This is a genomic window from Streptomyces sp. NA02950, assembly GCF_013364155.1.
Taxonomy (GTDB): domain Bacteria; phylum Actinomycetota; class Actinomycetes; order Streptomycetales; family Streptomycetaceae; genus Streptomyces.
This window is the reverse complement of record NZ_CP054916.1, coordinates 7,942,165-7,953,979: the sequence shown is the minus strand read 5'-3', so window position 1 is coordinate 7,953,979 and position 11,815 is coordinate 7,942,165. Positions and strand designations below refer to the sequence as shown.

General features: G+C 70.2%; 10 protein-coding genes. 1 reads left to right on the top strand and 9 read right to left on the bottom strand.

Going from position 1 to position 11,815, the window contains the following annotated elements; all coding sequences use genetic code 11:
- Positions 1 to 20: 20 nt before the first annotated feature.
- The 7 genes from HUT19_RS34655 to HUT19_RS34625 form a co-directional block, all read right to left on the bottom strand.
- On the bottom strand, positions 21 to 614 hold the full coding sequence (locus HUT19_RS34655) for a hypothetical protein (RefSeq protein WP_176184282.1): 594 nt from the start codon (positions 612 to 614) through the stop codon (positions 21 to 23).
- A 14-nt stretch (positions 615 to 628) separates the two neighbouring features.
- On the bottom strand, positions 629 to 2,980 hold the full coding sequence (locus HUT19_RS34650) for a PPE domain-containing protein (protein ID WP_176184280.1): 2,352 nt from the start codon (positions 2,978 to 2,980) through the stop codon (positions 629 to 631).
- A gap of 12 nt (positions 2,981 to 2,992) precedes the next feature.
- Entirely contained in the window at positions 2,993 to 3,505 is a 513-nt protein-coding gene (locus tag HUT19_RS34645; RefSeq protein ID WP_254885934.1) for a type VII secretion target, read from the bottom strand.
- 440 nt (positions 3,506 to 3,945) lie between these two features.
- Entirely contained in the window at positions 3,946 to 4,686 is a 741-nt protein-coding gene (locus HUT19_RS34640; RefSeq protein ID WP_176184276.1) for a lactate utilization protein C, read from the bottom strand.
- Complete coding sequence (locus HUT19_RS34635; RefSeq protein ID WP_176184274.1) at positions 4,683 to 6,155, bottom strand: lactate utilization protein B; 1,473 nt, start codon at positions 6,153 to 6,155, stop codon at positions 4,683 to 4,685. Before HUT19_RS34635 ends, HUT19_RS34640 begins: the two co-directional genes overlap by 4 nt.
- Entirely contained in the window at positions 6,152 to 6,952 is an 801-nt protein-coding gene (locus HUT19_RS34630; RefSeq protein ID WP_176184272.1) for a (Fe-S)-binding protein, read from the bottom strand. The genes HUT19_RS34635 and HUT19_RS34630 overlap by 4 nt, the downstream gene beginning before the upstream one ends.
- Before the next feature lie 75 nt (positions 6,953 to 7,027).
- Positions 7,028 to 8,683, bottom strand: coding sequence for an L-lactate permease (locus tag HUT19_RS34625; RefSeq protein ID WP_176184270.1), 1,656 nt, complete (start codon positions 8,681 to 8,683; stop codon positions 7,028 to 7,030).
- A gap of 301 nt (positions 8,684 to 8,984) precedes the next feature.
- Here HUT19_RS34625 and HUT19_RS34620 point away from each other — a divergent pair, with 301 nt between their 5' ends.
- Positions 8,985 to 9,743: a FadR/GntR family transcriptional regulator gene (locus HUT19_RS34620; RefSeq protein WP_176184268.1), complete on the top strand. Its 759-nt coding sequence runs from the start codon at positions 8,985 to 8,987 to the stop codon at positions 9,741 to 9,743.
- A 134-nt stretch (positions 9,744 to 9,877) separates the two neighbouring features.
- Here the strand turns inward: HUT19_RS34620 and HUT19_RS34615 are convergent, their stop codons facing one another.
- Complete coding sequence (locus tag HUT19_RS34615; protein ID WP_176184266.1) at positions 9,878 to 11,053, bottom strand: RNA polymerase sigma factor; 1,176 nt, start codon at positions 11,051 to 11,053, stop codon at positions 9,878 to 9,880.
- On the bottom strand, positions 11,050 to 11,469 hold the full coding sequence (locus HUT19_RS34610) for a YciI family protein (RefSeq protein WP_176184264.1): 420 nt from the start codon (positions 11,467 to 11,469) through the stop codon (positions 11,050 to 11,052). Before HUT19_RS34610 ends, HUT19_RS34615 begins: the two co-directional genes overlap by 4 nt.
- Between the last annotated feature and the right edge of the window lie 346 nt (positions 11,470 to 11,815).

Genomic DNA, 11,815 nt, shown 5'->3' with positions numbered 1-11,815 from the left:
GGGAACGGCCGGGGAACTGCTCAGTCGGGCACCGGCGGGACGGCCGAGCACGCCAGGGCGTGGCCGGTTTTCGCCGCCTGCTTGACCATCCGCACCAGGTCCTCGCGCAGCCCCCCGTACGGCTCCCGCCACACCTGCGCCCTGACGTACACGTTGGTGGCGTTGTCGTTGCCCGTGTTCTTGGTGCAGGCGACGTTGAGGCCGGCGGCGTCCTGGGAGGACCAGCTCTTGTCGTAGCCGGGGATGCTCTTGGTCTTGCCGTGCCCCGGGCCCGTGCCCGCCCGACGGGGCTCGTTCACCGAGTTGAGCTGCTCGACATCGACATCGAGCACCTCCTTGCCGTCCACGGTGATGGTGCAATGGGAGTTGACCGAGAGTTTCCGGTAGGTCATCCGCTGCTCGCCGCCGGCGTTACGGGATACGGGGACGACCCTGTCCAGCAGCGACGAGGGCACCCCCCGCAGGACCGTGGGGCAGGTGTCTCCCAGCACCTCGGAGAACTTCTTCGGGTCCTTTCCTTCCTCGCGTCCGACGAGTACGCCGCCCAGCGCCCCCGCCGCGACCAGGGCCACGGCGAGGACGGCGAGCAGGGTGATACGGAGGGGGCGGTTCATGTGCATGCGTTCCCTTAGCGCCCTACGGCCAATTGCTTTACTTGCTCGATGGAGGTGAGGAAGGGCGCCGTGGACCCGACCCGGGAGTATCCCTGGCTGAAGCCCTCGGCGGAGTACAGCTTCGCCCAGCTTTCCGAGACGTCGATGCCGTGTTCCTTCCCGATGGCCTTCAGCATCGCCTGGTTCTGCCGCACATCACGCCCGGCCATCTCGTCGTAGACCGCACCGGCCTTGTCCGCCGCCGGGGCGGACTTGTTGATCTCCCAGTGTTGGGCGTCCTGGTCGTTGAGGGCGGCGCCCTCGGCCCCGATGATCAGGCTCGCGGTGACCGCGGCCCCGATGGGATGCGCGGTGAAGGGCTTCAATATGCTGGCACCCGTCGCCACGCTGCCGAACGCGGTGTTGCCCCACAGGCGGTGGCTGAGCGTGGCGCTGTCGTACGCCTTCTCCTCCCGGACCGCGGGGCCGATGATGCCCTCCTGGGCGCCGGAGGCCAGCGTGCCCGCGGTCTCTCCCGATGCCTTGAGGACCTCGTGCACGATGTCCCGCGCGGGTGCGTGGTACTTCTGGTCCGCGGGGACGTCCCCGCCCAAGTGGTGGTCGAGCACCTGGGCGGTGTAGAGCTTCTGCCCGGCGGTGATCGCCGCGTTCGCGTCGGGGTCCTGCCCCAGCTGCACGAGGAATCTCGTCACGTCGCGATGTTCCAAATCGGCCTGCGACCCGGACATGGGAAAGAGCTTGTCGTCGCCCTGACCGTCCGTCATGGCCCGGAAGAAGTCCGGTACGTACTCCGACGCGGCGTTCCCCAGGCCCTGCTGCATGCCCAAGGCCAACGAGATGTCCGCTTTCCCGCCTTCGTCGACCGTCCCCATGCCCTTGATGAGCTTGGACATGAGGTCCGCCTGGTCCTTGGTGTGCTCCGCCGGGACGTTCGCGGGCGCGTCCCAGTCGTGACCGGTGGTCGCCGAGCCCAGCGCGTGACCGAGGGCCACCCGCGGACCGTAGGGCACCTTGTCGCCGAGGTCGGCGCCGCCGCTGTCCGGCAGCCACATGCGGTCACGGAGCACATAGTCGAAGTGCCCCTTGTCCTTGAAGAAGTCCGTGGACGCGTCGCCGTTGTGGCCCAGCGCCTCGAAGTATCCGGTGAAGGGGTCCTCGCCCTTGTCGTTCTTCCCGCCGAAGTTGAGGTAGTCCGGCGGCTGCAGGCCGTAGGCGAGCCACTTCCGGTGCGTCTGTTCGTCCTCGCGGCGTCCACCGGGCGCGTCGAACGGTTTCTTGTCCACCTCGATGAGCTTGTCGCCGTACTCGTTCAGGAACTGCCTGTCCCACTTCCCGGTGCGCATCAGATTGCTCATCACCTGGAAGCCGTACGGCGGATCGGCGAAGTAGGTCTGGTGCTCGCCGGGCAGGCGCTTGTAGCCGAGGGCGATGACGTCCTTCTTCCACTGCGTCATCTCCGGCGAGTCGGAGTGGCTGGCGAGGGCCAGGGTAATGCCCAGGTTGTCCTGGAGCGCCGCGAGTTGCCTCGTCACCGCGTCCGAGCGCTTCTTGGCCTCGCCCGACAGGCCTTCCTCGTAGTCCGGCTTGGCCGTGTTGTACCAGAACTCCATGATCCCCTTCGCGCCCTTGCGGTGGGCGAACTGCTCGGCGAAGTCGGAATTCCGGGCGTTCTTGGCGAGGAGGCCGTTGAACTCTGACAGGAGCTTGGGGTCCTTCTTGAAGTCCTTCTTGCCCGCCAGCTCCATCAGGCGGTCGACATCCTTCTTGGTCTCGGCGTCGACGTCCTTGAGGTGTCCCGCGATGTCGTCGTTGAAGCCCTTGCCCGGCGGGTCGATCTGGAGAGCCGTCTTCAGGTCGTGGTCCGCGTCGCTGGCACTGCGGATGGCTTCCCGTATCTTTTTGTTGTAGTAGACGATCGACTCGTGGTACGCCTTCTGGAGGCCCGCGGTGTTCTCCACGTCGGGCGGCGGGTCGAGATAGACGACGCCGTTCTCCTTGTTGACCTTCAGATAGACCTTGCCGTCGCCGTCCTTCGGCGGGGTGCTCACCGCGGTCTCGACGCTCGCGAGGACCTTCTTCGCGGATTCGAACGCCTTGAGCGCCTCGGACATGACGGCGCCGATCTTCTCGGCCTGGCCGGAGGCCTCCGACATCTGGTGCCGGACGGTGCGGAACGTCTTGAACGCCGCCTCCGCCGACTCGCCGAACCAGCCGGACATCTCCAGCGGGGACGAAACGGTGCGGGTGAACGTATTGGTGACGGTGTCGATCTTGCCCGACAGCTTCTGCCATTTCGCCACCGCCTGCCGGAGCGGTTCGAGGTCGACCTCGCGCAGCGCGGTGTAGGTGAGTTCAGGAGCGGTCATCGGGTGCCCTCCCTAGGACTTGGGCTCATTGGTGGAGGGGAGCGTCGGCACATAGGGGCCGTACAGGGGCTTGTCGGTGCCCTGCGAGGTGCCGTTCCGGGGCACGTACGGCCCGTACAGCGGCCGGTCCGAGTCCACCTTGTCCAAGTCCTCCTTGCGCCGGACGTCCTCGGCCTTGAAGGTCGTGGCGGCGGTGCGGAGCGCCTTGGCGACCCCGGTGTAGAGGCCGTCCAGGTACTTCATCTGCGCACGCCAGGTCTTCTGGAAGTCCGCGAACGCCTCGTCGCTCGCGAAGCCCTTCATGGAGCCGGGCACCTGCTCGGTCTCCCGCATCGTCTCGTTGTCCGTCTTCGCGAAGTCGTCGCTCACCTTGTCGGCGCGACCGGCGTAGGAGCGCAGCACGTGCGGCGTCACATGCAGCAGCTTTCCGCTGCCCGTTCCGTCACCCTTTGCGCCGCCGTCGCCTCCGCCCGCCCCGTTGAGCCGCATGGAGGTGCTCTGCTGGGCACGTGCGTCACTGAGCAAGCCCGCCCATTCCTGTTCGAAAGACAAAATACTTCCCCCGTTTCGCTGTTGGACATCAGCGCGCTGTTGACGAATCTACAAGTGAAGTGGAGGGGGAGTCTCCCCATCAGCGGTGAAGATCGCGCGGGCGGGGCGAGGAGCGCGCCCGACATCTCCTCATGCTGGTGCAATGCCCGGCTGTCGGGGTGCGGCAGGTCCCGCCGCACCGGTCGCGTCACAGCGCGCCGCGATCATCGTGGCCACGGAGCGGAGCTTGGAAAACGGGCCTGCGGAGTCCACAAAGGCTGAGATCATCCGTCCCGGCTCGCGTCTGCGTCCAGGTCCACGACGCCACCAGCCCGATCACCTGGTTCAAGCGCGCGATGGACGCCCCCACCGGGCAGCGGCACAGCAACGTGGCCTCGATCCGGGGAGGATCGGGGCCACGTAGTGGACAGGGTTCAACTGCCGGGCGCCGTGGCGGACGCCGCGCGCTCCTCTGCCACCTCCGCTTCCTTCTCCAACTCCTTCTCCAACTTTTTCTCCGGCTGCCTCTCCTCGACGAGGATGACCTCCAGCGTGCGCGGCCCGTGCACGCCCTCGACACGGTCCAGTTCGATGTCACTGGTTGCCGAGGGGCCCGAGATCCATGTCTGGGGCCGTGTCGGATCCAGCCGTGTCAGCGCCCTCGGGACGGATGCCACCACCTGTCCGGCCCGGACCACACAGATGTGGTGATCGGGTACGAGGGTCAGGACGCGGCGTCCCTGCGCGGGCCCGGCGTCGAGCACGATGGTGCCCGTCTCCGCGATGGCCAGCGCACAGCCGGTCACCACGGTGTCGACGGTGTCCAGCCGTGCCGGGGTGGCCTCCGGGCCGTCGGCCACGCGTCCGACGCCGATTGCCTCCGCAAGCCATGCCCCCGGCAGGTCGGCCGGGTGGGCCACGGCGCCCGAGCCGCGGGCCGCCAGCAGTTCCGCGATGAGCGACGGCAGCGCGCCGGGCGTGGCGCGGTGGACCACGGCACGGTAGTCGGCCAGGTTCTCGGCGAGCAGGTCGAGCATGCCCGGCCGGTCCTCGGGGTGGTGCGCGGACAGATAGTCGCGCGGCACCGGGTGGTCCGCCGGGGACTCGCCTTCGGTTACGTCCGCGAGGGCGCTCCGGACGCGGGCGAGGACATGCTCTCGGCTGTCGGTCGTCATCGGGTGTCCTCCGGGGTGTCGGGGGTGGCGTCCTCGGCGCGGTGTCCGCCGCGTTCGCCCGTCCACCAGTCACGGAAGGGCCGCGGCGCCACCTCGGGCAGATCCCGGGCCCGGCTCCAGGCCCTGGCGGGCCCGGGGAAGGGCAGCCGGCGCGGGTGCAGTCGACGGGTGCGCGCGGCGGCGCGGGCCGCGGCCGTGTACAGGGCCGGGCGGTCCAGCAGCCGGCTCGCGGCCCGGACGACGGCCCGCTCCACCCGGTGCCCCTTGCTCTGCTCCGCCACGCGTTCGCGCAGGTGGACCAGGACCTCGGGGATGTCGATGGCCACCGGGCACACCTCGTAGCAGGCGCCGCACAGCGACGACGCGTACGGCAGCGAGGCGTCCACCTCGCCCCGCACCCCTCGCAGTTGGGGGGTGAGGATGGCACCGATCGGCCCCGGGTACGGCGAGCCGTAGGCGTGGCCTCCGGCCCGTTCGTACACCGGGCACACGTTGAGACAGGCCGAGCAGCGGATACAGCGCAGGGCCTGGCGGCCGATCTCGTCGGCGAGGGTGTCGGTGCGGCCGTTGTCGAGCAGCACGAGGTGGAACTCCGACGGGCCGTCACCATCGGTGGTCCCCGTCCAGGTCGAGGTGTAGGGGTTCATGCGTTCGGCGGTGGAGGACCGGGGCAGCAACTGGAGGAAGACCTCCAGGTCCCGGACGGTGGGAATGACCTTCTCGATGCCGACGACCGAGATCAGGGTCTCGGGGAGGGTGAGGCACATCCGGCCGTTCCCCTCGGACTCGACGACGACCAGGGTGCCGGTCTCCGCGATCAGGAAGTTCGCCCCGGACACGGCCACCTTGGCGTTCAGGAACTTCTCCCGCAGGTGCGACCTGGCGGCCTCGGCGAGGTCCGCCGGATCGTCCGACAGCCCTTCCGGAGCGGGCTTGCCCCAACGTCCCATGGAGCCGGTGAAGATCTGGCGGATCTCCTCGCGGTTCCGGTGGATCGCCGGTACCAGGATGTGGGAGGGGAGGTCGTCGCCGAGCTGCACGATCAGCTCGGCCAGGTCGGTCTCGTAGGCGGTGATGCCCTCGGCGGCCAGGGCCTGGTTGAGCCCGATCTCCTGAGTGGCCATGGACTTGACCTTGACGACCTCGCGCTCGCCCTTGGCCTTGACCAGGTCGGCGACGATCCGGTTCGCCTCCGCCGCGTCGGCGGCCCAGTGCACCACACCTCCCGCCGCGGTGACCGCCCGCTCCGCTTGGAGCAGATAGTGGTCGAGGTGGCGCAGGGTCCGGTCCTTGATGTGCTTCCCTGCGTCGCGCAGCCGCGCCCAGTCCTCGAGCTCGGCGACGGCGGCGGCCCGTTTGTCCCGGATGCTGTGGGTGGCCCGGGTGAGGTTCGCGCGCAGCCGTGTGTCCTGCGTGGTGACGGCCGCCGCCCGGGGGAAGGCGGGCATGCCCAGATAGGTGCGGCTCATGCGGATGTCTCCCTTTCGGTACCGGCGAGTTCGGTGCCGGCGGCTTCGGTATCGGCGAGTCCGGTGTCGGCCAGGATCTCGGCGATGTGCAGGGGGCGGATCGGGTCGCCCCGGCGATGCAGGATGCCGCCGAGGTGCATCAGACAGGAGTTGTCGGCCCCGCACAGGGTGTGGGCTCCGGTGGCGACCGCGTGGCGGACCTTGTCCTCGCCCATGGCCGCGGAGACGGCGGCGTTCTTCACGGCGAACGTTCCGCCGAAGCCGCAGCACTCCTCGGCGCCGGGGAGTTCGACGAGGGTGAGCCCCCGCACCGCACGCAGCAACCGCAGGGGACGGTCGTCGAGGCCGAGCATCCGCAGTCCGTGACAGGACGGGTGGTAGGTGACGGTGTGCGGGTAGTGGGCGCCGACATCGGTGACGCCGAGGACGTCGACCAGGAACTCGGTGAACTCGTACACCCGGGGCACCAGCCCTGCCGCGGCCTCGGAGAGTTCGCCGCCGCGTCCCTCGGCCAGCGCCCTGGCGCCGATCCGCGGATAGTTGTCACGCACCATGGCGGCGCAGGAAGCCGAGGGTGTGACCACGTAGTCGTATCCCGCGAAGGCGGCGGCCGTGCGGCGCACCAGGGGTTCGGTCTCCCGCCGGTACCCCGTGTTGTACTGCGGCTGTCCGCAGCAGGTCTGCGCGGTGGGGAAGTCCACCTCGAGTCCCAGCCGCTCCAGGACGGTCACCACCGCCCGTCCGGTGCCGGGGTAGAGGGTGTCGTTGACGCAGGTGATGAAGAGGGCGATGCGCATCGCGGCATTCCTGGAGTCGGGGGCCCGGCGCGGGACGCGCCGGGGTACGGGCGATCGTGGGCGGCGTGCGGCGGGTCACGGGAGCGTCCCCGCGAGCGGTCCGGCCTGGAGGGCGACCAGAGCGCACAGGGCGAGCAGGAGCAGCACGCTCCACTTCAGCGCGGCGCGGAACAGCTCCGACTCCCGGCCTGCCATGCCGACCGCCGTGGCGGCGACGGCGAGGTTCTGCGGGCTGATCATCTTGCCGACGACGCCTCCTGAGGTGTTGGCGGCGACCAGCAGGGTCTCGCTCAGGCCGGCCTTGTGCGCGGCGCTTTGCTGGAGGGTCGCGAACAGGGCGTTGGCGGAGGTGTCGGAGCCGGTCACCGCGGTACCGAGCCAGCCGAGCACCGGAGAGAGGAAGGCGAACGCCGTGCCCGCACCGGCGATCCAGGAACCGATGACCAGGGTCTGGCCCGACAGGTTCATCACGTAGGCCAGGGCAAGCACCGACGCCACGGTCAGCACGGCCCAGCGGAGCCGTATCGCGGTGGCGACGAACTCCTGGGCCACCGTGCGCGGACGCATCCGGTAGGCCACGGCGACGATCAGACCGGAGACCAGCAGCAGGGTGCCGGGAGAGGAGAGCCAGGGGAGGGAGAAGACGGTGCTGGAGACGGGCTGTCCGGTGACCCCGAGGACCTGGCCGTTCAGCCCAGGCCACTCGATGGTGAGGTCGCTGTCGGCGAGGAGCTCCTTGGCCGGGGACCACAGCTTCGCCACCGAGAAGACAGCGATGACGATCAGATACGGCAGAAAGGCCATGGCGTAGCGCGCTCCGCGGCGCCCGTCCGCCCCGGGTCGGGCCATGGGGTGCTCGGGGGCGCGGGCGGCGGCGCCGTGTTCCGCGCGCATGGCGGCCGCGGCCTCCGCGCCGCCGCGGGGCTGCCAGACCCGGAGGAAGAGCACCAGGGCGACCAGGCCGGAGAGCGAGGCGATCACGTCGGTGAGCTCGACCGACAGATAGGTGGCGCTGGCGAACTGGGCGAACGCGAAGACCACGCCGCACACCACGGCGGCCGGCCAGGTCTGGCGTACCCCACGGCGGCCGTCGACCAGGGCCACCAGCAGCAGCGGGACGAACGCCGCGATGAGCGGCGTCTGGTGTCCCACGACCGCGCCGATCTCGGTGTAGGGGATCTTGGTGAGGTTTCCCGCGGTGATGATCGGGATCGCCATGGCGCCGAAGGCCACCGGGGCGGTGTTGGCGACCAGTACGGTGATCGCCGCGCGGATCGGGGTGAAGCCGAGCGCCAGCAGCATGACGCCGGTGATGGCGACCGGCGCGCCGAAGCCCGCCAGGGCCTCCAGCAGTCCGCCGAAACAGAAGGCGATGATCACTGCCTGAATGCGCGGATCATCGCTGAGCAGCCCGAACGCCTCGCGGAGATCTTCGAAGCGCCCGCTGACGACGGTGAGCTGATAGACCCAGATCGCGGTGAGCAGGATCCAGGCGATCGGGAAGAGCCCGAAGGCGGTGCCTTCGCTCGCCGCCAGCAGGGTGAGGTGGACCGGCATGCCGAAACCGGCCACCGCGACGACGGCTGCCACGAGCAGTGCGGCGAGGCCGGCCCAGTGGGCCTTGAGCCGCACCCAGCCGAGCAGCAGGAACAGGGTGAGCAGGGGCAGGGCGGCGACGAGCGCGGACAGTGCGGCGCTGTCGGCGACGGGGGTGAGGGTGGGTTGGTACACGGCGACGCTCGCTGGGGTGAGTGCGGGAAGGGGGAGAAAGGGGGGAAGGAGGGAGAAAGAGGGAGAAAGAGGGAGAAAGAGGGACGGAGAGTCTGCTGCGAGGGTTTGGTCAGACCATAGATTGGTATGCAGAGGCTAGGTTTCGTCCACGGTCGTGTCCAGGGGTCCGCGCCGATTCTCTTTTGGTCAGACCATGGAGAGAGATGCGCAAGCTAAGATCACAGCGGGTGCGCGCGGAGTGAGGGCCGTACGCGCGCCCGGATCACCGACGGGGACCACGGACGGCGGCGGAGAAGTCCTTATGGCAGAGGCAGGTACCTGGGAACCGGTGCCGCGTACGCGCACCTATGAGCTGGTGCTCGCCCGGATCGAGGAGCAGATCCTGGCCGGTGCGTTGCGCGTCGGCGACCGTCTTCCGCCCGAACGCGAGCTGGTCGAGCTGCTAGGGGTGAGCCGCGCCGCCATCCGGGAGGCCCTGCGGGTGCTGGAGGCACAGGGCGTGCTCCGCTCCCGGGTCGGCACCGGCCCGGATTCGGGCAGTGTCATCGCCGCGATGCCCGGTGCCGCGCTCGGTCAGGTGCTGCGCCTGCACATGGCCCTGGCCAACTTCCCGGTGGGTGACGTCTTCGAGACGCGCGCCGCCTTGGAGCGCTCGAGCGCCCGTCTGGCTGCGGCGCAGGCCACCGAGGAGGACCTCGCCCGCCTGCGGGAGCCGCTGCTGCGGATGGACGATCCGGATCTGCCGCGGGAACGGTTCAACGACTACGACACCGACTTCCACGTCATGCTCGCCGAGGCCGGTGGCAACCGCCTGATGGCGGACATGACCATCGCCGTCCGCAGCGCGGCTCGCCACGTGATCCTGAAGGCGTTCCACCGGCAGGACGAGTGGGAGCCGATCGTGTGCCGACTGCGCGCGGAGCACCATGCCATCTACGACGCGGTGGCCGCCGGGGACGCGGACCGCGCGGGAGAGCTGGTCGAGGCGCACGTCCGGGGCTTCCGCCGGGTGATCGCAGAGCAGGAGGAGGAGTCGGACCGGGGCGGGTCCCAGGCCTAGTGCCGCGTCAGGCGGGCTCGCCCGCCGGCCGCGCGAAGGAGCCTCGGCGAGCCCGAACGTCGGCGACGTGTCGTGCCTGCCCGTTCACCGTGAGGCGACCGCTCTGGCTGACGGGAAATCCGAGCGCGACCCCGTCAGCGACCCCGGCGGGCGTTGAGCCGGGCGGCCTGGCGGGTCAGGTGGTCGCGCTCGGCGAGGTTGGGTGCCTTTTGAGCCGCCTCGGCGTACAACCGCGCCGCCGTCGCCAGGTCGCCGTCGCGCTCGTGGAGGTACGCCGCCACCGCGGCGTGGCGGGGCAAGGGGTGTCCCCCGCCCGAAGAGCTTGCGGAAGAGTCGTCCAGCGCCGCGAGCGCCGCCAGGCCGGCCCGCGGTCCGTCGGCCTCGCCGACGGCCACCGCGCGGTTGAGCAGGACGACCGGGCTGTCGGTCAGGCGCGCGAGCTCGTCGTACCACTCGACGATCTGCGCCCAGTCGGTCTCCTCGGCGGTGGGCGCGTCGGCGTGGAGTGCCGCGATGGCGGCCTGGGCCTGGAACTCGCCCAGCCGGTCACGGGCGAGGGCCGCTTGCAGGATCTCGACTCCCTCGGCGATCGACTTCGTGTCCCACCGGCCGCGATCCTGCTCGGCGAGCGGTACCAGGCTGCCGTCGGGCGCGGTCCGGGCGGCGCGCCGGGCGTGGTGGAGCAGCATGAGGGCGAGCAGCCCCGCCACCTCGGGGTGGTCGATCGCGGCCGCGAGCTGCCGGGTGAGCCGGATGGCCTCGGCGGCGAGGTCGACGTCGCCCGAGTAGCCCTCGTTGAACACCAAGTAGAGGACGCGCAGCACGGTGGCGATGTCGCCGGGCTGGTCGAACCGCACACCGGAGACGGTGCGCTTGGCCCGGCTGATGCGCTGCGCCATGGTCGCCTCGGGCACCAGGTAGGCCTGGGCGATCTGGCGGGTGGTCAGCCCGCCGACGGCGCGCAGCGTAAGGGCGACCGCGGACGACGGCGTCAGCGACGGGTGGGCGCACAGGAAGTAGAGCTGGAGGGTGTCGTCCACCGCGGGCGCGGGCCCGGGCGCGGGCTCCTCGTCGACGAGGTCCTCACGCCGGCGGCGGGCGGCGTCCGCCCGGGCCGCGTCGAGGAAACGGCGCCAGGCCACGGTGACCAGCCAGCCCTTCGGGTCCCGTGGCGGATCGGCCGGCCAGACGCGGACCGCCTCGACCAGCGCGTCCTGCACGGCGTCCTCGGCCGCCGCGAAGGAGGCTCCGCGGCGGACGAGGATCCCGAGCACGCTCGGTGTGAGGCTCCGGAGCAGAGCCTCGTTCATCGATGAGGGCATTCCGTGACCGAGGGCTCCGCGGTCAGGAACGGGCGCAGCTCCAGCCACTCGTGGATCGGCTTCCCACCCGCCCCAGGGGCGGCCGAGAGCTCCCCGGCAAGCTCGACGGCGCGCTCGTAGCTGTCGACGTCGATCACCATCCAGCCGGCGATCAGGTCCTTGGTCTCGGCGAACGGTCCGTCGGTGACCGGCGGACGCCCCTCGCCGTCGTACCGGACCCATGTCCCCTCGGGGGCGAGCGCCTGACCGTCGACGAACTCGCCGGTCTTCTCGAGCCGGGCCGCGAAGTCGTTCATGTACTGCATGTGGGCCGAGATCTCCTCCGGCGTCCACTGGTCCATGGGCACGTCGTTCACCGCGGCCGGAGCGCCGCGGTAGTGCTTGAGCAGCAGGTACTTGGCCATCGTGGTTCTCCTCGGTGCTGGTGCGACCCATTGTGGTCGCGTTCACCACGGGGACGGAGCCGGTCACGGGTTCTCGACATCGCCGTCCGGAATTTTTTTGACTCTCGTAGCTGATCCCGGGTGAGCCGTCTCGCGGTGTCCGGGCCCGCGGCGTGGCGCGGGGGCGAGAGTGCGGGGTGGTCGCGGTCGCGCTGCCCCGAACCTTCGTTTCGTCACCCGACGGTGCCGGCCGGTACGCGGGAGGACCCAGGCGATACCCGGTCGGCGGCGGCAGCCGCGAAGGGTCAGGGACGCGTGACCGGCGTGGGCGGATTGCCCGGTTTTTCAACAGCCGGAATCTTCCCGG